The 23,729-nt window shown below is 59.5% G+C and carries 22 protein-coding genes; 8 read left to right on the top strand and 14 right to left on the bottom strand.

Annotated elements, in window-relative coordinates; all coding sequences use genetic code 11:
• The first annotated feature begins 50 nt into the window (after positions 1-50).
• From ACE3PH_RS11030 to hslU, 5 genes are all read left to right on the top strand, one after another.
• A complete protein-coding gene (locus ACE3PH_RS11030) occupies positions 51-1,103 on the top strand; it encodes a GTP-binding protein (RefSeq protein WP_374318851.1) in 1,053 nt (350 codons plus the stop codon).
• A gap of 157 nt (positions 1,104-1,260) precedes the next feature.
• Positions 1,261-2,019: an RNA polymerase-binding protein DksA gene (dksA, locus tag ACE3PH_RS11035; RefSeq protein ID WP_374318853.1), complete on the top strand. Its 759-nt coding sequence runs from the start codon at positions 1,261-1,263 to the stop codon at positions 2,017-2,019.
• A gap of 46 nt (positions 2,020-2,065) precedes the next feature.
• Positions 2,066-3,832 (top strand): hypothetical protein, encoded by a 1,767-nt coding sequence (locus tag ACE3PH_RS11040; RefSeq protein WP_374318855.1) that lies wholly within the window; start codon positions 2,066-2,068, stop codon positions 3,830-3,832.
• A 37-nt stretch (positions 3,833-3,869) separates the two neighbouring features.
• Positions 3,870-4,421 carry an ATP-dependent protease subunit HslV gene (gene hslV, locus ACE3PH_RS11045; RefSeq protein ID WP_374318857.1) on the top strand — a complete coding sequence of 184 codons (552 nt, stop codon included), beginning with the start codon at positions 3,870-3,872 and terminating at the stop codon, positions 4,419-4,421.
• A 3-nt stretch (positions 4,422-4,424) separates the two neighbouring features.
• The gene (gene hslU / locus ACE3PH_RS11050) at positions 4,425-5,759 is read left to right on the top strand and encodes an ATP-dependent protease ATPase subunit HslU (protein ID WP_374318859.1); all 1,335 of its coding nucleotides are present in this window, start codon (positions 4,425-4,427) and stop codon (positions 5,757-5,759) included.
• A gap of 17 nt (positions 5,760-5,776) precedes the next feature.
• Here hslU and ACE3PH_RS11055 read toward each other — a convergent pair whose 3' ends face one another.
• A complete protein-coding gene (locus ACE3PH_RS11055; RefSeq protein WP_374318861.1) occupies positions 5,777-6,541 on the bottom strand; it encodes a type III pantothenate kinase in 765 nt (254 codons plus the stop codon).
• Between the two features lie 232 nt (positions 6,542-6,773).
• Between ACE3PH_RS11055 and ACE3PH_RS11060 the strand changes: the two genes are divergently transcribed.
• Complete coding sequence (locus tag ACE3PH_RS11060; protein ID WP_374318863.1) at positions 6,774-7,349, top strand: chalcone isomerase family protein; 576 nt, start codon at positions 6,774-6,776, stop codon at positions 7,347-7,349.
• A 221-nt stretch (positions 7,350-7,570) separates the two neighbouring features.
• Positions 7,571-8,365 (top strand): HDOD domain-containing protein, encoded by a 795-nt coding sequence (locus tag ACE3PH_RS11065; protein ID WP_374318865.1) that lies wholly within the window; start codon positions 7,571-7,573, stop codon positions 8,363-8,365.
• A 13-nt stretch (positions 8,366-8,378) separates the two neighbouring features.
• Here the strand turns inward: ACE3PH_RS11065 and ACE3PH_RS11070 are convergent, their stop codons facing one another.
• Genes ACE3PH_RS11070 through ACE3PH_RS11085 form a run of 4 tightly spaced genes read right to left on the bottom strand, consistent with a single transcriptional unit; the run spans position 8,379 to position 11,398 of the window.
• Positions 8,379-9,344: a S49 family peptidase gene (locus ACE3PH_RS11070; RefSeq protein WP_374318867.1), complete on the bottom strand. Its 966-nt coding sequence runs from the start codon at positions 9,342-9,344 to the stop codon at positions 8,379-8,381.
• A gap of 28 nt (positions 9,345-9,372) precedes the next feature.
• A complete protein-coding gene (locus ACE3PH_RS11075) occupies positions 9,373-9,753 on the bottom strand; it encodes a Rieske (2Fe-2S) protein (protein WP_374318869.1) in 381 nt (126 codons plus the stop codon).
• Positions 9,746-10,423 (bottom strand): HAD-IA family hydrolase, encoded by a 678-nt coding sequence (locus ACE3PH_RS11080; protein ID WP_374318871.1) that lies wholly within the window; start codon positions 10,421-10,423, stop codon positions 9,746-9,748. The genes ACE3PH_RS11075 and ACE3PH_RS11080 overlap by 8 nt, the downstream gene beginning before the upstream one ends.
• A 12-nt stretch (positions 10,424-10,435) precedes the next feature.
• Complete coding sequence (locus ACE3PH_RS11085) at positions 10,436-11,398, bottom strand: RluA family pseudouridine synthase (RefSeq protein ID WP_374318873.1); 963 nt, start codon at positions 11,396-11,398, stop codon at positions 10,436-10,438.
• 820 nt (positions 11,399-12,218) lie between these two features.
• Between ACE3PH_RS11085 and ACE3PH_RS11090 the strand changes: the two genes are divergently transcribed.
• Positions 12,219-15,083: a ribonuclease E/G gene (locus ACE3PH_RS11090; protein ID WP_374318875.1), complete on the top strand. Its 2,865-nt coding sequence runs from the start codon at positions 12,219-12,221 to the stop codon at positions 15,081-15,083.
• Positions 15,084-15,177: 94 nt separating this feature from the next.
• On the opposite strand, the gene nagZ is transcribed toward ACE3PH_RS11090, so the two are convergent.
• From nagZ to lepA, 9 genes are all read right to left on the bottom strand, one after another.
• Entirely contained in the window at positions 15,178-16,293 is a 1,116-nt protein-coding gene (gene nagZ, locus ACE3PH_RS11095) for a beta-N-acetylhexosaminidase (protein WP_374318877.1), read from the bottom strand.
• The gene (acpS, locus tag ACE3PH_RS11100) at positions 16,290-16,700 is read right to left on the bottom strand and encodes a holo-ACP synthase (protein ID WP_374318879.1); all 411 of its coding nucleotides are present in this window, start codon (positions 16,698-16,700) and stop codon (positions 16,290-16,292) included. Before acpS ends, nagZ begins: the two co-directional genes overlap by 4 nt.
• Positions 16,701-16,717: 17 nt before the next feature.
• A complete protein-coding gene (locus ACE3PH_RS11105; RefSeq protein WP_374318881.1) occupies positions 16,718-17,548 on the bottom strand; it encodes a pyridoxine 5'-phosphate synthase in 831 nt (276 codons plus the stop codon).
• Positions 17,545-18,330, bottom strand: a complete 786-nt coding sequence (recO, locus tag ACE3PH_RS11110) for a DNA repair protein RecO (RefSeq protein WP_374318883.1) — start codon at positions 18,328-18,330, stop codon at positions 17,545-17,547. Before recO ends, ACE3PH_RS11105 begins: the two co-directional genes overlap by 4 nt.
• A 22-nt stretch (positions 18,331-18,352) precedes the next feature.
• Entirely contained in the window at positions 18,353-19,312 is a 960-nt protein-coding gene (gene era / locus ACE3PH_RS11115; protein ID WP_374319012.1) for a GTPase Era, read from the bottom strand.
• A gap of 146 nt (positions 19,313-19,458) precedes the next feature.
• Positions 19,459-20,226, bottom strand: a complete 768-nt coding sequence (rnc, locus tag ACE3PH_RS11120) for a ribonuclease III (protein ID WP_374318885.1) — start codon at positions 20,224-20,226, stop codon at positions 19,459-19,461.
• 31 nt (positions 20,227-20,257) lie between these two features.
• Entirely contained in the window at positions 20,258-20,614 is a 357-nt protein-coding gene (locus ACE3PH_RS11125; protein WP_374318887.1) for a DUF4845 domain-containing protein, read from the bottom strand.
• 14 nt (positions 20,615-20,628) lie between these two features.
• Entirely contained in the window at positions 20,629-21,600 is a 972-nt protein-coding gene (gene lepB, locus ACE3PH_RS11130; protein ID WP_374318889.1) for a signal peptidase I, read from the bottom strand.
• Positions 21,600-23,408 carry a translation elongation factor 4 gene (lepA, locus tag ACE3PH_RS11135; protein WP_374318891.1) on the bottom strand — a complete coding sequence of 603 codons (1,809 nt, stop codon included), beginning with the start codon at positions 23,406-23,408 and terminating at the stop codon, positions 21,600-21,602. Before lepA ends, lepB begins: the two co-directional genes overlap by 1 nt.
• Between the last annotated feature and the right edge of the window lie 321 nt (positions 23,409-23,729).

The following is a 23,729-nucleotide window of genomic DNA, read 5'->3' on the forward strand; positions in this document are numbered from 1 at the left end:
TGTGCGACTACCGCTGCACAAGGCATTGACAGCGAGGCTACACTTGGTTCATGAGCCTTATTCCCGTCACCATCCTTACCGGTTTTCTTGGCAGCGGCAAAACGACGCTGCTCAAACGCGTCCTGACCGAAGCCCACGGTCAGAAGATTGCGGTCATCGAAAATGAATTCGGTGAAGAAAACATCGACAACGACATTCTGGTGTCCGACACGGACGAGCAGATCATCCAGATGAACAATGGCTGCGTGTGCTGCACCATTCGGGAAGATCTGCGCTCCACATTGTCCGAACTGGCCACCAAACGCAAAAGCGGCGCCCTTCAGTTCGAGCGCATCGTCATCGAAACCACGGGTCTGGCTGACCCTGGCCCTGTGGCACAGACGTTCTTCATGGATGACGAGATTGCCGACACCTACCTGCTCGACGCCATCGTCACCCTGGTCGATGCCAAGCATGGTCAGCAGCAACTGGACCAGCGTCAGGAGGCTCAGCGCCAGGTGGGCTTTGCGGATCAGATCTTCATCAGCAAGACGGACCTGGTGTCCGAGCAGGAAGCCGATGCACTCGCTCACCGCATCAAGCACATGAACCCTCGCGCCCCGCAGAAGCGCGTCAATTTTGGCGATGTGCCCCTGCGCGAGGTATTCGACATCCGCGGCTTCAACCTGAATGCCAAACTGGAAATCGATCCGGATTTCCTGACGGACGATGAGCACGATCACCACCACCATGATCACGGGCACGATTGCGACCATGATCACGACCACGGCGAGCACTGCAACCATCCACACCATCACCGTCAGGACGATGATGTGAAATCTTTTGTATTCAAGAGCAAGCGCCCGTTCAACCCGGTGAAACTCGAGGATTTCCTCGGCTCGGTTGTTCAGATTTATGGCCCCAAGATGCTGCGCTACAAGGGTGTACTGAACGTCGTCGGCATGGATCGCAAGGTCGTCTTCCAGGGTGTCCACCAACTGATGGGCAGTGATGTCGGCCCCAAATGGGCACCTGGCGAGGACAAGACCAGCAAAATGGTCTTCATTGGCATTGACCTGCCTCAGGAATTGCTGAAATCTGGGCTAGAACAGTGCCTTGCCTGAAAAATTAGGGATAGTGCGGTGATTTTGGCGGCCTGGCATCGTTACAATCCGCGCGCCCAAAAAGGCAAATGAAGGTCTGGGCATGAATGCAGTAGCCAGGCCAGTCCCCTTGAAATAAACCTGTCTGTGGATCACGCATTACGGGAAGGAGGATCCAGTGACGAAAGCAACTGCCAAACCGACGTCCGCCGGGGCGAGCGGTGCCGCCTCTGGGAAAACTGTGAAAAAGGCCGCCGACATGTCGACGGCTGATGAGACAGCCTCCGCCACCGAAACCGCCTCTTCAAGCAAATCTGGCTCAAGGGCCAAGAAAACTGGCACGGATACTGCTGTAAAAACCCCTACCCCATCTCAAGCTTCAGCCAAAAAGGCCGAAGCTGTCGCAACGGCCCCACCTGTGGCTACCGGACGCTCGTCGTCAAAAATCAGTACTTCAGACAACATGCCCACCACTGCCACCAAGGTTGACAGCAAACTTGCCAACGCATGGAAGACCAAAGCAGGTCGAGACCTCACCGAGGCCGAACTGATGGCCATGCCGGAAAGTGAGTACATGAATGAAAAGCAGCTCGATTTCTTCCGCGCTCGCTTGAGTGCGCAAAAGGAAGACCTGCTGTCCAATGCTGGCGAAACAACAGAGCATCTGAGAGAAGATACCTCGATCGTGCCGGACCCAGCCGACCGCGCCACGATCGAAGAAGAGCATGCTTTGGAATTGCGCACGCGCGACCGCGAACGCAAGCTGCTCAAGAAGATTTCTCAAGCACTTGCAGCCATTGATGCCGGCGAATATGGCTATTGCGACGAAACTGGTGAACCCATTGGCCTGGGTCGGTTGATTGCCCGCCCGACGGCGAATCTGTCGCTTGAAGCACAACAACGTCGCGAACTGAAACAAAAGATGTTCGGAGACTGAGTCTCCAGCGGTTAAGCTGTTTACTTCATTCCGAATTGAAACAAGCATGAGCAAGGAATCCGGCGGCTTTTTGCGCAAGGTGGCCCGATTTGTCGCCAATCCGACCACGGATTGGGCGGCACTCGACACGCCTTCTGCAGACTCGCCGGAAAGCGAATACGCCAAGACTGAAATCAAGGCGATGATCGAGCGCAAGCGGCGAAACGATTTCGTCCGCAAGCGTGAACTGGACATGCTTCGAAAGATTCGTCGTGAAGGCCTGAGCCAGGACAATGCCCTGGCCATGGCTGGCTCGACCAACCTGGACTCCGAGTCTCGCCCGCACACCGACCCGCGCTCAGACATTGCGGTGGTAGACAAAATCGCGGCGATCGAACAGCAGATGGTCGGCGACCAGTCCCCCACCCGGCAGACAGCGACGATCAGCGCGACCAGGCGGCCGGTTGCTCCCCCCCCACCCATTTCCCCGGCGGTGGCCTACGCCCCGACCGAGCCCAACCCACTGCCAGCGGTCGAGCGACCGCCGCTGGAGTTTGACACCCCCAAGCAGGCTGCACCTGTTGCCACCGAGGCCTCCTCCAGGCCTCATCAGGCAGCCCCCATCACCGCGCCGCTGGCCCCAACGGGTTTTTCGGACGGCCTCGGCATCGAGGTCTGCGAGATGGAGCACGACCCAGAGCTGGACGAAGCGGTTATCGCGTTTGCGAATGCTGAATTTGATGAGTGCGAGCGGACGTTGCTGGCACTGATTGCGCCCGATGGCAGTCGCCACACGAGCTCAGACACCTGGATGGTCGTTTTCGACCTCTACCGCGCACTGGATTTGCCACAGAAGTTCGACCAGTTGGCCGTGTCTTTTGCCCACCAGTTCGGGCTCTCGGCTCCTCAGTGGTATTCACTGCCCGCTCGCATAGCACAGGTCAAGGCCACAACTGAAGCCACACAGGCCAAGGTTGTCATGCCAAGCCCTGAAGATGCCGCCGGACCGGCCACAGAGCCAGGAGAGAACACCAGTGGTGTCGAGGTTGCTGTAGTGGAGGGCTGGTTGGCGCCGGACCACGTTGACGCCAATGTGGTGAGTGCGCTGCGTGGCGAGTTGCTGCAACTGCCACGGCCCTGGACGTTTGACTGGACCGGTGTCGAATACGTATCGGCCGATGGTGCTGCGCAGCTGGCTCAATTGATGAAGCAGTGGGCCACAGAAGCGCTCGAAATGGCGTGGATTGGCAGCGACCACCTGCATTCGGTTCTGGCCGACAGCGCCCCCACTGGAGCCCGTGACGCCGACCCGGCTTACTGGATGTTGCGCCTCGAGATGCTGCGTCTGACCAATCGGCCTGACCAATTCGACGAAGTCGCCATTGACTATTGCGTCACCTACGAGATGTCCCCCCCATCCTGGGAGCCGGCCACTTGCAAGGTCAAGCTCAAGGATGATGGCGTCACCACACAGTCTGTGAGTTTGTCTCGCATCAGCGAAATCACCACATCGTTCGTTGAGTCGCAGATCATGAACGAGCCTGCCATGGTTCAGGTCGCAGCGCTTGAGTTGTCTGGTCAACTGGTGGGTGACATCAGCGACACCCTGACCAAACTGGACGGCCAGTTAGGTGCCAGCGTCATGCTCGACATCGACTGCGAGAACCTGCTTCGGGTAGATTTCATCGCTGCCGGCGACCTGTTGAACTGGGTGCTGAACCGCCGCGCAGAAAATCGCCAGGTGATCTTCATCAAGCCGCACAGGCTGGTTGCGCTCTTCTTCGGCGCCATGGGCATCAACGAGCACGCTCGCGTCAAGCTCCTGATGACCTGAGCGCATTCCCCGCGCTTTTTTTCGCCTATCAAACACCATGGAAGATGTATTCCACGGCACGACCATTGTCAGTGTTCGCCGTCAAACCCCCCATGGATGGCAAGTTGCCATCGGGGGAGATGGTCAAGTGACACTGGGCAACATCGTCGTCAAAGCCAGCGCCCGCAAGGTGCGCAAGCTGTACAAGGGACAGGTGCTGGCCGGGTTTGCCGGAGCGACAGCGGACGCATTCACGCTCTTCGAGCGGTTTGAAGCCAAGCTGGAAAAGCACCAAGGACACCTGGCTCGTGCGGCGGTAGAGCTGACCCGAGACTGGCGCACGGACCGGGTGCTGCGCAAGCTGGAAGCCATGCTGGCCGTGGCCGACCGCGAGACGTCGTTGATCATCACGGGCAACGGGGATGTACTGGAGCCCGAACTCGGTATTGTTGCCATTGGCTCCGGCGGCGCGTACGCTCAAGCGGCTGCACGTGCACTGTTGCAGCACACCGAACTGTCTGCTGCAGACATCGTCAAACGCTCGCTCGAAATCGCCGGCGACCTCTGCATCTATACCAATCAGAACCACACGTTGGAAACACTGGAATAAGGCATGACTGCGCTGACGCCACAGGAGATCGTCAACGAACTGGACCGCCACATCATTGGTCAACAAGAGGCCAAGCGAGCGGTGGCGATTGCTTTGCGCAACCGTTGGCGTCGCCAACAGGTCGACAGCACACTTCGTACCGAGATCACGCCTAAAAACATCCTCATGATCGGGCCGACCGGTGTGGGCAAGACCGAGATCGCCCGCCGTCTGGCGCGCCTGGCCGACGCCCCCTTCATCAAGGTCGAGGCTACCAAATTCACCGAAGTTGGCTACGTCGGCAAAGACGTCGACACCATCATCCGCGACCTGGTGGAGTCTGCGGTGAAGCAGGAGCGTGCTCGTCAGATACAGGCACAAAGGGTCAAGGCTGAAGATGCAGCAGAGGACCGACTGCTTGATGCCCTCGTGCCCCCTCCTCGCTCCGATTTGGGCTCATCGAGCCCATCCAGCGATAACACCGCACGTCAGATCATGCGCAAGCGTCTACGTGAAGGCACGCTCGATGACAAGGAAATCGAGATCGATCTGGCTGATCAACGTGGGGCACCCTCTCTGGAAATCATGTCGCCTCCGGGCATGGAGGACATGGCCGAGCAGTTGCGGACCATGTTTGCCCAGCCGGGCATGCAACGTCGGCAGACACGAAAGGTGACGGTTGCCGACGCCAGAACCGAACTGATCGAGGAAGAGGCTGCCAAACTCATCAATGATGAGGACATCAAGGCACGTGCCGTAGAGCGCGCCGAACAGAATGGCATCGTCTTCATTGACGAGATAGACAAGGTTGCGAGTCGCCAGGATGGGCAAAGTGGCGAGGTGTCTCGTCAAGGCGTTCAGCGTGACCTCCTGCCGCTGGTAGAGGGCACCACTGTCAACACAAAATATGGCATGGTCAAAACAGACCATATTCTGTTCATCGCATCAGGCGCATTCCACCTGAGCAAGCCCAGCGACCTGATTCCGGAGTTGCAGGGACGCTTTCCTATTCGCGTTGAACTCCAGTCGCTGTCAGTGGACGACTTCGAGGCCATCCTCACACAGCCCAGTGCCAGCCTGATCAAGCAATACCAAGCCTTGCTGGCAGCTGAAGGCGTCAGCTTGAGCTTCACTCAGGGCGCCATTCGACGGCTCGCAGAAATCGCCTTTGACGTCAACGAACGGACCGAGAACATCGGCGCCCGTCGCCTGGCAACGGTGATGGAGCGATTGCTTGACGACATTTCATTCACTGCACCATCGCTCACCGGACAACACCGCGATATTGATGCCACCCTGGTTGAGCAGCGCCTGGGGGCATTGTCCAAGGATGAAGACTTGTCACGCTTCATCCTCTGAGCACGCACGGCAGACCGTCAGACTTCTGCTGCCAGGGTCAGCAAGCCCTCAAAGATCAGGTTTTCAACCACGCGGGGCGCCAACTCGCCCACGTGGGTCAGCCTGGGCGAGGCACCACCGGACATGATCAGAACCGGCTCACGGCCGGTATGACGACGCAAGCGACGCAAACTGCGTTCGATTGCGCCTGCAATGGCATCGGTGCCGCCACTCATCAGTGCATCACTGGTATTGGTCGGAAAATCGTGCACCTCACCGGTTGGCACCTTCAGGCCCGCCGTGCCGCTCTCGAGTGCGCGGTACATCAACCCAAACCCCGGGATGATCAACCCACCCAGAAAGCGACCTGACATGTCGATGGAGTCGACCGTCACGGCAGTACCCACCATCACGGCTAACACCGGGGGAGGATCACCGGCCGACAATTCGAGCGCACGATGACGGGCACCCACGATGGCAGCCCACCTGTCTGCCCCCAGTCGTGCCGGGTGTTCATAGCGGTTGACCACGCCTGCAGCCTGCTCTGATGCAATGACCCAACGCGGCTTGACACCCCACTCCGTGAGTTGCTCTTCAACACGGCGCTTGATGGCATCGCCCGCCACGACACAGCCCAGCATGCCATCAGGACGGGGCAAGTTCGACCAACTCCTGTCCCACAGGTGATCAATGTCTTCGAGAACGACTGCGCCGTGCTCCAGCAGCTTCGCGCCAGGCCTGGCTTCCGAGTACACCCCCCACTTCAGGCGGGTATTGCCAATATCAATCACCAGGAAAGACATGCATTCATCTCATTTGCATCGATCCGACCAACCAGAAGGTCAACCAGACGGCCAGGGGGCCCGTTAACAATCCCATTGCAGCGCTTTGTCGCGTACCGCGATTCTGCCTGCAAGATGCGACAACAATCGTTGTCTCGCTGCCGCACACCCACGGAAGTGCGGATGACAGCATCCGATTTTTGTGTGCATAGTCATGGTTTACGATATTTACCTTACGAACCAGGATAGAAAAATGAAAGCCCTCGCGCGCACGCTTTTGCTGACCACTGCACTGATCGGCGTCCCTGCTTTCGCAGCAGTTGAACTCAAAGGTGCCAAGTTCGAAGATACCTATCAGGTCGCCAGCCAGACCCTGCAACTCAACGGGGCTGGTGTGCGCGTGAAGTTCATCGTCGACGTCTATGCTGCAGGCCTGTACTTGCCCAAGAAGGATGGCAACGCCGCCTCTGCTGTAGCCCAGTCAGGACCGAAGGGCGTGAAAATCGTGCTTTTGCGCGACCTCACCGGTGAAGACTTCGCTGAAGCGATGGTGAAGGGCTTCAAGAACAACAACAACGATGCCGACGTGACTCGCATGCAACCCAAGCTGGATGCATTGCGCTCCTTGATGCTGAGCTTCGGCTCCGTGAAGAAAGGCACCTCCATCCACTTTGATTACGCGCCTGCCACAGGCACACGTATTCTGGTCGATGGCAAGCAACGCGGTAGCGACATCGCCGGCGAAGACTTCTATCAAGCCGTACTGCGCATCTGGCTGGGCAACAGCCCGGTCGACAGCGACCTGAAGAAGGACATGCTGGGCAAGTAACAGCATTACAGGCACGCCAGAACGTGCTGACCGAACGGCCGAGCCCTCGCCTTGCGAGGGCTTTTTGTTGAAATGGATGTTTACGACCTGGCTCATCGCAAGGCAGCAAACCTCAAAGAAGCGCAGACTGTGCCGATATTGCCGAGAGACGGCATCCTATGTTGGTCACCGCCATGATTGAGCAACCTCTTCCGACTCTGCAAGCCTGGGTATCCGCTTTCATGAATGAGCAAATCCCGGTGCTCCCTGGCTCGCTCCATGAGTTGGAAGAATTGCGCGCGATTGAAGAGGCGCATGGCAACGTGGACCCCCACCTGCTCTCACACAGCTTGGGCGGCGACCCCTTGATGACACTCAAAGTGCTGGTGCGCGTGGCCAAGGACTGCATCAGGCGAGAAGTGAGTCCGCCCGAAACCATGACGGCCGCCATACTCATGCAGGGTATCGGGCCATTTTTCCGGACCATGCAGGACGTGCACAGCGTCATCACACGGCTACGCGATCGTCCTGACGCGCTGAGCGGCTTGCTGAAAGTCATCAAACGCGCCAGGCGGGCCGCCCACTTTGCGATCAGTTTCGCCAGCCACCGCCAAGATGAGGATGCAGAAGCCATCCAAGAGGCTGCATTGCTGCACGATTTCGCCGAGATGCTCTTGTGGTGCTACGCGCCTCAGCTGGCACTAGACATCTCGCAACGACTGAAGGAAGACCACCAAGCACGGTCCCTGGATATTCAGAAAGAAGTGCTTGGTGTCGATTTGCACACGCTGAGCCAAGCCCTGATGCAGGCATGGCACCTGCCAGACCTGCTGATCAAGAACACCGATGATCGGCATGCAGAGCACCCGCAGGTGAAAACAGTGATGCTGGCCGTCCGCATTGCTCGCCATACTCAGTATGGCTGGGACGACGTTCATGCCCAGGCGGCCTTACCGGATGACGTGAACGACGTGGCGCAACTGCTGTCGCTGTCTCACGCCGCAGCGCGGCGCAAGATCATGGAGATCGACAGCTGAGCTGCCCACCACCTCAGTGGATGGACACCGATGCGCGCATGGCCTGCACCGTCCCTGCACCAAAGGCTGCGCCAAAACGCTTGGCCAGACGCTCCGCCAGATTTTCCTTGAGGGTGTAGTCGATGATGTTTTCTGCCTTGATCACGTCACGCGCCAGGCTATCCAGGCTACCCAGGTGATCAGCCAGTCCGAGCTCCACTGCTTGCTGGCCATTCCAGAACAGCCCAGAGAACGTGTCAGGCCCTTCTTTCAGTCGACTCCCCCGACCTTCCTTCACCACTGTGATGAATTGCTGGTGAATTTGGTCGAGCATGGCCTGAGCGTACGCTTCCTGCTGCGCATTGCGCGGAGAAAACGGATCCAGCATGCCCTTGTTGCTACCTGAGGTCATCAAGCGGCGCTCCACACCGAGCTTGTCCATCACACCAACAAAGCCAAAGCCGTCCATCAGCACGCCGATGGAGCCCACCATGGAGGCTTTGTCCACGTAAATGCTGTCGGCTGCCACCGCGATGTAATACGCGGCAGAGGCACACATCTCCTCACACACGGCATAGACCTTCTTCTTGTGCAGCGCCTTGAGACGACGGATCTCATCGTTGACGAGACCAGCCTGCACGGGGCTACCGCCCGGAGAGTTGATCCGCAGCACCACACCCATCGCCCCATCGTCTTCAAAGGCGCTGCGCAAGGCAGTCGTCAGATTGTCTGCGTTGGCATTCTGGTCAGCGCCAATCTCCCCCCTCACCTCCACCAAGGCAGTATGGGGGGCGGAAGGCGCCTTCGAGGCTGGCACGCTCTCCATGGCAGCCCAGATCATGGACACCATCAGAATCAGCCCCAAACCACGCCAGATCCACCGCCAGCGACGCTCACGTCGCTGCTGCGCCAGATAGACACGGGCGAACTCCTCAAGCATGGCGTTTTGCGCCGTTGGCACGGAAGAAGACTGAGGAGACAAAGGATCAACGTCGCTCATGGTGAACGGGCTTTCGAATGGTTCAGAATCAGATCACTGGCTGGATACGGTCACTAGGATACCAATACACCTTGCCGTCCCGCTCCATCAGGGGAATACGGGTCAAAGATTTTCCGGGGCACGGCCCCATCACGCAAACGCCACGGGGTGGGTCATACAGGGCACCGTGCACGGCGCAAATGAGGTAACGGCGTTCATGGTCCCAGAACTCGCCAGGCTGCCAGTCCAGCGCGGTCGGCACATGCGCGCACTGGTTCAGATAGGCACACGCCTCACCCTCGAAGCGCACAGCAAACGCAGATGCCACCTGCCGCCAGTCACAGACCTCAAACACAACCGAACCCTGGCGTTCCATCAATTCAGCCGATTCGCACAGGTACTGGGGCGCCGCGACAAGCGAATCAGGCATGCTGCATCAGCCAATGCTGCAACTCAGGTACCGAATGGGCCACAAACCGGGTTGGATAGTCCGAGAAGGCCTCCGGCTCGTGCGCCCCATAACTGACCCCCACTGAATGGACGCCCGCATTGACTGCCAACTGCAAGTCATGCGTCGTGTCGCCGATCATCAGGGTGCGCTCGGGTTCGACACCCAGCTCGCGCATCAGCTCATGCAGCATCTGCGGGTGGGGCTTGGATGCCGTTTCATCAGCCGTCCGAGTGGCATCAAACATGCCTCGAAGTGCCACATTGTCGAGTGCCTCATTGAGGCCCTGTCGCGACTTGCCCGTTGCCACAGCCAGCCAGTGGTGACGTTCGCGAAGCGTGGCAAGCAAGGCCAATGCGCCATCGAACAGGCTCAGTTCGTGCTGTCGCTGGAAATAGTGATGGCGATAACGCAGCCCGAGCTCCGGCACACGGGCCGGGTCCAGTGTGGGGGCCACATGAGCCAGCGCATCGTGCAAACCCAGGCCAATGACATAAGCTGCTTCGGTACGCGATGGCACCGGCAAACCCAGATCGGCACAGGCAGCCTGGATGCACCCCGCTATCAAGGCGGTGGAGTCATACAGCGTGCCATCCCAATCGAACACGATCAGATCGAACTGCTGCGGCCGAAATTCCGAAGTTGCTTCCATAAGACCCACACTCTAGCCGTTTGCAGCGTCCAATGCTGCCAACAGGCTTTGACATTCCGATGGCAGGGGTGCCTCAAAAACCAGGCTCGCCTCAGAAACGGGATGGGGCAAGCTCAGATAACGAGCGTGCAGGAACATGCGCTCGAAACGCCCTCCTGGCAGATCACCCATCCGCACGCCAGCCACAGCCGTCCCTCGGGCCAGCGCGTGGTTCAAGTTGAAATCACCATATTTCTCATCGCCCACGATGGGATGCCCTTCGCTGGCCAGATGCACCCGGATCTGGTGGGTCCGCCCGGTCTTGATGGTGACATCGAGCAGGCTGAACGCCTTGAAATGCTGCATCACCTTGACCAGCGAGATCGAGCGGCGCCCCTCATCAGAATCACCACGCACAGCCCTGACACGACGCTCGCCTTCTGCCGTCAGATATTTGTGCAAGGCCACATCAATGACCTTCTTGCTGCCAGGCCACTGGCCGATGACCAGCGCCGCATACGTCTTGTGGGCCTTGCGCTCGCGAAAATGGTCCTGCAGCACCGTCAATGCACTGCGTTTCTTGGCAATCACCAAAATGCCGGACGTTTCCTTGTCCAGCCTGTGCACCAACTCCAGAAAGCGTGACTCCGGCCGGGCGCGACGCAACTGCTCGATCACGCCGAAGCTCACGCCGCTGCCACCATGTACGGCGACGCCTGCCGGCTTGTTGATCACCAGCATGCAGTCGTCTTCAAACAGCACAGGGAACTCCCGGGCTGGAACCGCCGCGGCCTCTTCCGGTGAGCGCTCGGCCAGGCGCAGGGGTGGCACACGGACCTCGTCGCCCATGGCAAGGCGCGTATCGGCCGCAGCCCGTCCTTTGTTCACCCGCACTTCTCCGCTCCGGATGATGCGGTACACCAGGGTTTTGGGTGCGCCCTTGAGCACTTTGATCAGGTAGTTATCCAGGCGTTGGCCTGCACCACCCTCGTCCACAACCAGTCGCTGTACGGTTGCTGAAGCAGGCGCAGCTGCGACAACCGTTCGCTTTGGCTCGGAAGGTTTTGATTTCACTGGTTTTTTAGGGGTCGAAGATGCGGATTTCGCACCTATAATGGGCTTCGCCACGTGAAGAAAATATGGTGATGGTTGATTTGACTGTCGCCATCTCGGCGAAGCAGGACCGGAGTTTACCTTTGAGGACCGTCCTGTACCGCACGACCATGTGGCCTCGGCGGGGTGTCCCGCCAAATTGATGGTGATGCAGCATCTGTGCGATCAGGGAGAAAACCACCCAAGGTGTGGTTTTGCCAGGGTCTGACCGGTGTCAGAGCCAATGTCGATAGAACCCAGAATCAAGGTTTATTGGATAGCAGCGCAAAACATGATGGAAGTCACTTCTGTTTTCGCTGGTATCTACGTCGGTTAAATACACGTATGTCCCGGCTCATCCTGCGCGTTTCCAGCCCGGCTAGCAGCATTGCGGCGATCCCCACGACGGGACGCAGCGCAATCGTCTGCGCACGCCCGACTGGACAATACGGCACGATGCGGACCAGACCCCTTGCCCGGCACAACCGGCCGGCGATCAGCTCTCCGCCAGCGATCTGCCGTGCCCCCGCCCAGGGCCAGGGCTTCGTGACATGACCGCGCACGCGCCCCTGCAGTTCTGACCTTTGGTCGCGCTGCCACGGCAATTCCTTCCGGTTCCATTGCGTTGACTCGTGCATGCAAGCGGCTGTCGCCTTTGGGCAGACAGTCAACGAGGTTTTGCCTGACGCCATCCAGGGCAGGCCTCGCATGAACTGGAGTGCACATGAAGCGCATGCTGATCAACGCCACGCAGCCCGAAGAACGGCGCCTGGCCATTGTTGATGGACAAAAACTGCTTGACTTCGAAACCGAAATCGAAGGCCGCGAGCAGCGCAAGGGCAATATCTACAAGGCCGTCGTGACGCGCGTCGAGCCGTCTCTTGAAGCCTGTTTCGTTGATTACGGCGAAGAACGCCACGGTTTCCTGCCGTTCAAGGAAATCTCTCGACAGTATTTCCGTGAAGGTGTGGACGTCCGCTCTGCCAAGATTCAGGACGCCATCAAGGAAGGCCAGGAACTGGTCGTTCAAGTCGAAAAGGAAGAACGTGGCAACAAGGGCGCTGCCCTGACCACCTTCATTTCCCTGGCCGGACGCTACCTGGTTCTGATGCCCAACAACCCCCGCGGCGGTGGCGTCAGCCGCCGTATCGAGGGCGATGACCGCGAGGAGCTCAAAGAGGCAATGGACCAGCTCGAATACCCGAAGGGTATGAGTCTGATTGCCCGCACCGCCGGCATTGGCCGCACGGCTGCCGAGCTCCAATGGGACCTGAACTACATGCTCAAGCTGTGGTCGGCCATTGACGAAGCAGCCCAGGCTGGCTCCGGTGCATTCCTGATCTATCAGGAGTCGTCCCTGGTCATCCGCGCCATCCGCGATTACTTCACTTCGGACATCGGTGAAATCCTCATCGACACCGACGACATCTACGAGCAAGCCAAGCAGTTCATGCTGCACGTGATGCCCGATCAGTCGAACCGGGTGAAGCGTTACCGTGATGATGCCGCGCTGTTCTCGCGCTTCCAGATCGAGCACCAGATCGAAACGGCTTTCAGCCGCACGGTGAACCTGCCGTCCGGCGGCGCCATCGTGATCGACCACACCGAAGCCCTGGTTTCGGTGGACGTCAACTCGGCACGCGCCACCCGCGGCAGCGACATCGAAGAAACCGCCTTCCGCACGAACCTGGAAGCGGCCGATGAAATCGCCCGTCAGATGCGACTGCGCGACCTGGGCGGTCTGATCGTTGTCGACTTCATCGACATGGAGGACAACAAGAACCGCCGTGAGGTTGAAAGCCGTCTGCGTGACGCCCTGCGCACCGACCGTGCACGCGTTCAACTTGCCTCGATCAGCAAGTTCGGCCTGCTCGAAATGAGCCGCCAGCGCCTGCGCCCTGCCCTGTCTGAAGGCTCGCACATCACCTGCCCTCGCTGCAACGGCACGGGCCACATCCGCGACACCGAGTCGTCGGCCCTGCAGATCCTGCGCATCATCCAGGAAGAGTCAATGAAGGACGGCACCTCGGCCGTTCATGTGCAGGTGCCCGTGGAAGTCACGTCCTTCCTGCTCAACGAGAAGCGCACCGAGATCACCAAGATCGAACTCAAGCAACGCGTCACCGTGCTGCTGGTGCCCAACAAGCACCTCGAGACCCCGAACTACAAGCTGGAACGCCTGCGCCACGACGACCCTCGTCTGGACAACATCCAGGCCAGCTACAAGATGATCGAGGAGCCTGATGATGAAGTCGGCTTCACCCGTCGTCAAAGTGCCAGCGAGCGCGCCAAGGCGAAGCAGGAGCCCGTCATCAAAGGCGTGCTGCCTGACCAGCCTGCCCCGATCACGCCCGCCAAGGACGAGCCGGCTCTCGAAGCACCCAGCGTGGCACCGGTCGCCGCAGCGCCCGCTGCAGCTGGTGGCGGCTTCTTCGGCTGGCTGAAGCGTCTGTTTGGCGCAGGTTCCACGCCCGAAGCCACTCCAGCCAAAGCTGAAGTGGCGCCCGAGACGCCCGCCGAATCCGGCAAGGGTCAGGCAGGTCGAGGCAACCGCGATCGCAACCGCAACCGCCGAGAAGGCCAAGGCCGCGGCGAACGCAACGGCGCACAAGGCCGTGGCGGCGAACAACAGCGTGAAGGTCGCCAGCAACAAGGTCGCCGTGGGCGCGATGAGCGGCCCCAGGAAGCCACAGCCGAGGCCACGAATACCCGACCGGAAGGCCAGGAAGGCAATGGCCGCAACAACGAGCCGCGCCGTGGCCGCAATGGTCGCGGAGACCGTCAGGACCGCCCCGCACGTGAACAGGTAGCCGCCGCGACTGCAGAAGGTACTGAGAACGCCTTTGTGGACACCGTGCCCAGCACCCTGCTGGACCAAGGTGAAGGCACTGGTGAACAACGCGAAGGCGGCCGTCGCCGTCGCCGTGGTGGCCGAGGCCGTGGTGAGCGCGAGGAAGGTCAACAAGCCCTGACTGAAGCCACTTCGAGCAACGACGAACTGCTGGAGTCAACCGACGGCACCCAGGCTGAAGGTGACCGCCCAGAGGCAGAAGGTGAAAACGGTGAAGGCCGTCGCCGCTCGCGCCGCGACCGCAATCGTCGTGGCGAACGTCGCGACCGTGTTGAAGGCGAACAAGCCGGCGAACAGACTGATGTCAAAGCGCCTGCCGCTGCCATGGAGGCCGCAGCCCCAACAGAAGGCTTGAGTCTGACCTTGCCGGCACCGAGCGCCGACACAGGCCCGTTCACACTGGCCGAACCTGCGCCTGCACCTGCCGCCAGCCTTGAAGCAGAGGTTGTGGATACTGCGCCAGCCGTTGAGACCCCAGCCGCTCAAGCAACTCCAGCCCCCTATGTGCTGCCGCTGACTGATTTGGCTGAGCTGGCTCGAGGCGTTGGCCTGGAATGGATCAACTCCGATGAAGAGAAGATCCGTGTCGTGCAGGAGATCATCGCCAACGAACCCAAGCCTGTGCGCGTTCCCCGTGAACGCAAGCCCGCTCTGGTGCTGGATGAAGGTCCGCTGATCCTGGTTGAAACACGCAAAGACCTCAACCAGGTGCAATTGCCCTTCGACATGACCGCCTGATGATGCATCGGGGCAAGCCCCCGATGCATACAAAAGAAAAGCGCCGGTGTCTCAAAGACACCGGCGCTTTTTTATGGGTGCTCGTGCGCCCTCTTCAAACAGGCAACTTGCTCAGCGCCTGGTGGTATGGCGCATGGTGCATCAACTCGTCCCAGGTCAGGGGCGCCGTTTGAGGCAATAGATCCAGGCGCCTCGCTTCGCTGTCTGCATTGGGGCGCCATTGTTTCTTGGAGACACTGTCCAGCAGACCATCGAGCAAGGCATCGACAGGCTTGCCCCCGTGAAGTGACTGGTTGCACAGCAGCACGAGGTCACACCCTGCATTGAGCGCTGCCACGGCACCTTGCGTGTGGTTGCCAACCACGCTGGCCCCCTCCATGCTCAGATCGTCGCTGAAAATGGCACCGGTAAAGCCCAGCTTGCCACGCAGGATCTCTTGCAGCCAGCGCGCAGAAAACCCTGCAGGCGCGCTATCCACCTTCGGGTAGATCACATGTGCCGGCATCACACTGGTCAGAGACGTGCTCATCCACTCATAAGGGCGAGCATCATCCGACATGATCGCCTTCAAGCTGCGTTTGTCGACCGGGATGGCCACATGGGAGTCCGCCTTCACGAAGCCATGCCCTGGAAAATGTTTGCCACAGTTCGCCATGCCGGACAACAGCAAGCCGTGCATCACACTCTTGGCCAAGGCCGTCACCACACGAGGATCGCGGTGGAAGGAGCGGTCCCCAATGACGCTGCTCTCGCCATAGTCAAGGTCCAGCACGGGCGTGAAGGTCAGATCGACCCCACAGGCACGCAACTCTGCTCCCAACACATAACCACATGCGGTTGCGGCATCCATGGCCGCCATGGCGCCGCTGCCCTCGCCTCCCTTGCCATCGTTCATCCACATCTCGCCCAAACGACGCATGGCCGGCACATGGGTGAATCCGTCGGTCTTGAAACGCTGCACGCGGCCACCCTCGTGATCCACGCAAATCAGCACATCTGGGCGAATGGCCTTGATCTCGGCACACAGTGCAGTCAGTTGATGCCGATTGGCCCAGTTCCGTGCGAACAGAATGAGCCCCCCCGTCAGCGGGTGCTCCAGGCGCCGACGGTCGTCGTCGTTGAGTGTCAGCCCTTCGATGTCCAGCACCACTGGTGCATGAACCCCATCCACTTCGGCCAGCGTACGGGCCAACCGGGTTGTCTTGCTCATTGTGTCGTCTCCATTGAATTCATGTCGATCACGACAAATGCCATGGCGTGATCCCTTTCGTCGCTCAAGCTGACATGCGCCGTCCAGCCGCGCTCATCAAACCAGTCCAGCAAAGGGCCGTTGAGGCTGATGACAGGCTGTCCCGATGGCCCATTGAGCACCTCGCAGCGACGCCAGCTCATGGGCTCTCGGATGCCCAGCCCAATGGCCTTGGAGAAGGCCTCCTTGGCTGCGAACCGCATGGCCAGATAACGCACACCACGCTCGGGATTGGCCTGGGCGCGCGTCTCGTAAACAAGCTGTTCCTGATCACCAAGAATGCGCTTCGCGAAGCGCTCACCATGTTGCGCGAGGGCGTCACGGATGCGCTGCAAGGCACAAAGGTCTGTACCCACGCCGACGATCATGGCCCGCGCCCCGCCCGTCAAGCTGCCGAGACGGCCGCGTGTCGTGCCTGCACGATCTCGGCCTTGAAGTCGGCAATGGCCTGTTTCATGCCCACGAACATGGCGTGCCCGATCAGGGCATGACCAATGTGGAGCTCGGCAATATCTACCTGAGCCGCCGCGATCGCCGTACTGCTTGGCCCGACGGGACGTGGACCACACTCAGGGAGGTTCAGCGACAAAGCCAGGCCATGACCGGCATGGGTCCGCAAACCGAGGCTGCGGGCCAGACTGAGCCCCGTCTTCAGACGAAGCAACTCATGCTCGGTCTTGCCAACATCGGCGTCCCACCATGCGTTGGCCAACGCACCGGTATGGAACTCCACGCACGGGGCACCAGCCAGGGCCGCAGCTTCGATCTGAGCCGGGTCAGGCCCGATGAACAGCGATACGCGGCAACCGGCCTCCGAAAGACGCGCACAGGCATCCTTCATGCGCCCCAACTGCCCGAGTACATCAAGGCCACCTTCTGTCGTGACCTCCTGACGACGCTCCGGCACCAGACACACATGTTCAGGGCGTGTACGGACAATGATGTCGAGCATCTCGTCGGTAACGGCCGCCTCGAAGTTCAAGGGCACAGACAGCGCCTCTTTCAGCCGAACCACGTCGTCATCCTTGATGTGGCGGCGATCTTCACGCAGATGGAAGGTGATGATGTCGGCACCCCCTTCGACCGCCAGACGTGCAGCGACAACGGGGTCCGGGTAGCGGCCGCCACGCGCATTGCGGATGGTGGCGACGTGGTCGATGTTGACGCCAAGCAGCGGCGTATCGTTCGATGTCAGGAGAGCGGCTGAGTAGTTCATGCCTGTTGTAGTTCCATCATGAGCTGCCGGGTTCGCAGCGTTTGAGACCCCAGATGATATTGGAGCAGTGGGCGCAAAATGGCTTTGAGTTCTGCCAACACCGGAAGTGTGGCAGCCATGAGCGGCGCCATACCCTGGCCCGCGTGAGCGTGACCCAGCGCCCGATCCAGTCCGGAGAGCGCATCCCCAGTCAGTGCAGACAAGACCACCGGCAGATCGCCCCCTTGCCATTGCGGCTGCACCACGCCCAGTTCGGGGTGAATTTCATAGCGCAGATCGGGCTGCAAAGCCACCCCGCCGATGGTCTCTGCCCCGAGATCGGGCAAGAGGCCCAACTGACGCAGCAACATCAACTCGAAGGCCCGAAGCCCAGCCTGCAGCAAGGCCGGATCAGGCAATACCTGCAATACCTGCTGATAGGCATCGAACAGCACGGGGTGTGGATCATGACGCGCCAGCAGACGCATCAGCAACTCGTTCACATAGAACCCCGGCAGCATGGCGGCCCCGCCGGGCCAGGCTGTGCCGCCCGCCCACTCTGCCTGTCGCACCAGCCAGACATCAGCCTCTTCGGTACGCCGGGCGCCGAATGTGACGTGGATGAGCTGAAATGGCAGCAGTACCGGCCGAAGTTGCGAATAGGGACGCTTGGCGCCCTTCGCAACAGCCACAACACGCCCGTGATCCCTGGTAAAGAGATCGAGGATCAGACTGGATTCGCTCCAGTCATGGCTGTGCAGCACATAGCCCACACTGCCAGGTCGTGACGTAGCCCGGGCCACCAATCAAACCCTTCTTGCCACCTTATTCGTAGCCGTAGGTGCGCAGGCGGGCATCGTCATCGGCCCAGCCTGAGCGAACCTTGACCCACAACTCGAGAAACACCTTGCGCCCCTGCAGGCGCTCCAACTCGGTCCGAGCCTCGGAGCCGATGCGCTTGAGTCGCTCGCCCTTGTCCCCAATCACCATGCCTTTGTGGGCATCGCGCTCCACGATGATGGTGGCGGCAATGCGGATCAGGCCCGTAGCGCCTTTGCGGCCCGGCGTAGGCGCCTCCTCCTGATAGCTGTCGATCACCACCGTCGAGGTGTACGGCAGCTCATCCCCGGTCAGGCGGAAGAGCTTTTCACGGATGATCTCGCTGGCCAGGAAGCGATCGGTACGGTCAGTCAGGGCATCCTGGTCATACCACCAGGGTTGCTGAGGCACATACGGACGGATGATGTCCAGCAGGCGCTTCGTGTCAGCCTCTTTCTGGGCCGACAAAGGCACGATTTCGGTGAAGGGATGACGCTGCTGCATCGATTGCAGCCAAGGCAGCAACTCTTCGCGGCGCCCGACCAGATCCAGCTTGTTGGCCACCAGGAACACAGGCTTGTCCTTCGGGCACAGGGCCAGCACCTTCTCGTCATCCGGGCCAAACCGACCGGATTCCACCAGGAACAGCACCACGTCCACATCGGACAGCGTCGCCTGCACGGTCTTGTTCAGATTGCGGTTGAGTGCCGCCGTACCGCGTGCCACATGCCGCGTCTGAAAACCGGGCGTATCGACAAACACGAACTGGGTTGTGTCATCGGTACAGATACCAGTGATGCGGTGGCGTGTGGTCTGCGCCTTGCGCGAGGTGATCGACACCTTCTGCCCCACCACCGCATTGAGCAAAGTGGACTTGCCCACATTCGGACGCCCGATGATGGCAATCATCCCGCAGCGCTGGTTAGCCGCCTGCGCATCAGCCCCCGCACCGCCCTTGCGGGCCATCGAGAGCTTGGCCAACATGGCATCCAGATCGGGATTCTGTGCAGGAGAAGTCACCTCGGGCCGCTGGATCTCAGGCGGCGCGGACGAGTCAGTCGAAGAAGGCTTTTTCGGCATGGCAAACGGAATAGGGGAAAACAGTGTGCCCCTTATTGGGCACGGGTGCGCTTCTTGACAACCACGGTAGGCTTCGGCGTCACGGGAGGCTGGTCTTTGATCTGAGCCAGCACGATTTCGGCTGCGGCTTGCTCGGCTGCTCTTCGAGACAGCCCCTCGCCAAGCACGGCGATGCCCAGCGCAGGCAACTCACATGCCACGACAAAAACTTGTTCGTGCGCCTTGCCCCGTGTCGCGTCGATTCGATAGGTTGGCACGGGCATCTTGCGCGCCTGCAGCCATTCCTGCAAGGCCGTCTTGGCATCCTTGGTCCAGCTGTCCAGGGTAGCCCCCTGTGCCAGCACCGGCTTGATCAGCCGTCCGACCAAGGCCTGCGCCTCGGCAAACCCCGCATCCAGATAGATGGCTCCCAGGATGGCCTCAACAGCATCAGCCAGAATGGAGGGGCGCTGGGCGCCGCCCCCTTTCGCTTCACCCTCGCTCATGCGCAGGCACTCTGGTAGACCCATCGCAACGGCCAGCTTGTGCAAGGTTTCCTGCCGAACCAGGTGAGCCCTGACGCGAGTCAGATCGCCTTCATCGCTGCGATCGAACTGGCTGTAGAGCATGTCCGACACAGCCAGGCTGAGCACCGCATCACCAAGAAATTCAAGCCGCTCATAGTGCTCCTGACTGAAGCTCTTGTGCGTCAGGGCCCGAGCCAGCAATCGCGGGTTCTTGAACTGATAGCCCATGCGATGCTGGAGGGCATCCAGCTTCGGAAAACTCGAAGCTGGCTCATGGAAATCGGAGCGGGACATCAACGCCCCGCGACCATGGCATCACAACCGATCACTTCGAGCGACCCTCGAACTTGATCAGGATGTAGACAGGCTCAACAATCGGAATTTCCTTGTTGTAGGCAAACTTGACGACGATCTTGTCACCTTCCTTGGTGATGTCTAGATCCTTGGCTGTCACAGCTTCGACCCCATATTCGACCTGCTGCGCGCGGTCGAATGCCGCACGAATTTCCGGTACGGTCGAACCGCCGTCTTTAGCCACCTTGTCCACCATCGTCTTGATGGTTTGGTACTCCGTCACGGCCGGCACGATCTTCATCACCAGCAAGGCGACAAAAGCCACCACCACGGCCCAAAACAGCAAGCCAATCAGAGAAATACCAGACTGATTTCGACGCGTCATCATGCCTCCTTGAACGGTCAATTGAAGAACCCAACTCGCTTCAAATCACCGAAATTCATCCAGATCACAAAAGCCTTACCTACGATATTTTCGTCCGGAACAAAGCCCCAGAACCGAGAATCCTGAGAATTATCGCGGTTGTCGCCCATCATGAAATAGTGACCAGCGGGCACCTTGCAGACCACACCTTCCCCGCTGTACTGACAGTTGTCCTTGAACGGAAAATCTTCAACAGCCATCGGCGGCACATAGGCCGGTCGGTCCTTGTCGATCAAGATGCGATGGGACACGCCCGTCAGGTTCTCCGAATACTGCAGGCTGTAACGCATGCTGTCTTCATCATAGAACTCGGACAAGGGCTGGGTCTCGATCAACTTGCCATTGATACGCAACTGCTTGTTGATATAAGAGACCTCGTCACCCGGCACCCCCACCACGCGCTTGATGTAGTCGAGGCTGGGGTTGACCGGATAACGGAAGACCATCACATCACCACGCTGCGGCTCATGGATGGCCAGGATCTTCTTGTTGATGACCGGCAGGCGGATACCGTAGTGGAATTTGTTCACCAGAATCAAGTCGCCAACCAACAGGGTCGGCACCATCGATCCAGACGGGATCTTGAACGGCTCGAACAGAAACGACCGCATCAGGAAGACGACGATGATCACCGGGAACAGACCGGCCGTCCAATCCAGCCACCAGGGCTGCATGAGCAAGCGCTCTTTGGCTTCAGTGATATCAGCATCAACCTGGGCAATCCCCTGGCTGGCCAATTGAGCCTTGCGCTTGTCTGACTCTTCAGCCAGACGGGTGGCCGCTGCCTCACGCTCCGGACGGAACTTGAAGCGCTCGGCCAGCCAATACAGCATGGTGACAAAGGACAGAATCAGCAGCAACAGAGAGAAATTGCCCTGCCATTGCCCGAAATACCAACCGCCCAGATAGGCAGCCAGCGCCGCATAAAGAATACCTGTCAGAAAACTCATCAATCTTCCACTTGAAGGATGGCCAGGAAAGCCTCTTGTGGCACCTCGACAGTACCAATCTGTTTCATGCGCTTCTTGCCAGCCTTCTGCTTTTCCAGCAGCTTGCGCTTACGCGTGATATCGCCACCATAACATTTCGCCAGCACGTTCTTGCGCAGGGCTTTGATGTTCTCACGGGCAATAATGTTCCCACCAATTGCAGCCTGGATGGCCACGTCATACATCTGACGCGGAATCTGCTCACGCATCTTGGCCGCCACGGCCCGACCACGGTATTGCGCCTGCGTGCGGTGAACGATGATGGACAAGGCGTCGACGCGGTCACCGTTGATCAGCAGATCCACCTTCACCACGTCGGATGCACGGTATTCCTTGAACTCATAGTCCATGGAGGCATAGCCGCGCGAGACGCTCTTGAGCTTGTCAAAGAAGTCGAGCACGATCTCGGCCAGCGGCATCTCATAGGTCAGCATGACCTGACGCCCGTGATAGGCCATGTTGATCTGCACACCGCGCTTCTGATTGGCCAGCGTCATCACTGGCCCCACATAGTCTTGCGGCATGTACAGGTGAACCGTGACGATGGGCTCACGGATCTCGGCGATCTTGGCCACCTCCGGCATCTTGGAGGGGTTCTCCACCTCGATGACCTCGCCACCGTTCATCTCGACCTGATAGACCACACTGGGTGCCGTGGTGACCAGATCCTGATCGAACTCACGCTCCAGACGCTCCTGCACGATCTCCATGTGCAGCAGCCCCAGGAAGCCGCAGCGGAACCCGAAGCCCAGAGCCTGCGACACTTCAGGCTCATAGCGCAGCGAGCTGTCGTTGAGCTTGAGCTTTTCCAGTGCATCGCGCAACTGGTCGTATTCGCTCGACTCGCTGGGATAGAGCCCCGCAAACACCTGAGGCTGAATTTCCTTGAAACCAGGCAGCGCGGATTCTGCCGGGCCGGCATTGTTCGGCAGCTTCTTTTCCACCGTGATGGTGTCACCAACCTTGGCTGCGGCCAGCTCTTTGATGCCACAGATCACGAAGCCCACTTCGCCAGCCTTCAAATCGGGGCGATCAACCGACTTGGGCGTGAAGACGCCCAGGTGATCCACCGGATAGACCGAATTGGTGGCCATCAGGCGAATGCGCTCACCCTTCTTGATCTGACCGTCTACCACACGCACCAGCATCACCACGCCGACGTAGTTGTCGAACCAGGCGTCGATGATCATGGCACGCAAAGGGCCGTCTGCATCGCCCTTGGGCGGGGGCATGCGCGCCACCACGGCTTCCAGGATGTCGTCCACCCCCAGGCCCGTCTTCGCGGAGCACGGAATGGCATCGGTCGCATCGATACCGATGACATCTTCAACCTCGGCCTTCGCTCGATCCGGATCGGCCTGCGGCAGGTCCATCTTGTTGAGGACCGGGATCACCTCCACGCCAAGGTCCAGCGCGGTATAGCAATTGGCCACAGTCTGGGCTTCAACGCCCTGGCTCGCATCCACCACCAGCAAGGCCCCTTCACACGCGGACAGCGAACGGCTCACCTCATAGGAGAAGTCGACGTGCCCCGGGGTATCAATGAGGTTCAGGTTGTAGACCTGCCCATCACGGGCCTTGTATTGCAGAGCTGCGGTCTGTGCCTTGATGGTGATGCCCCGCTCCTTCTCGATATCCATCGAGTCAAGCACCTGGGCTTCCATCTCCCGATCACTGAGACCACCACAGCGCTGGATGAGGCGATCAGCCAGCGTCGACTTGCCGTGGTCAATGTGGGCAATGATCGAAAAATTGCGAATGTGATTCATAAAAAAAAGGCACGTCCAAAGGAGTGACGCGCCTTCCAACAAAAACGTATGGCAACTGCTTGTTGGGCTTTCATTGTAGCGAAAAGCCCCCCGCCGCAAGCGCCGCCCAAGCATCGGACGGGTCGTTGCAGACCACCAACAAGCATGTTATCAACACGATATCAACAGGCTGCTGTTGATAACCTTGCAGACCAAATCACCCAAAGACAAGCGGGCACGTTGATTTCTGCGACAGAAGAGCGCGTTCTTGGGGCGTGATTGTATCGACTTTCCAGCTCGCTTCCGCTCAGTTATCAACAGCGGGGAGCACCGTACGGAACC

Origin of the sequence: Aquabacterium sp. (assembly GCF_041909175.1) — a bacterium.
GTDB lineage: Bacteria > Pseudomonadota > Gammaproteobacteria > Burkholderiales > Burkholderiaceae_C > Aquabacterium.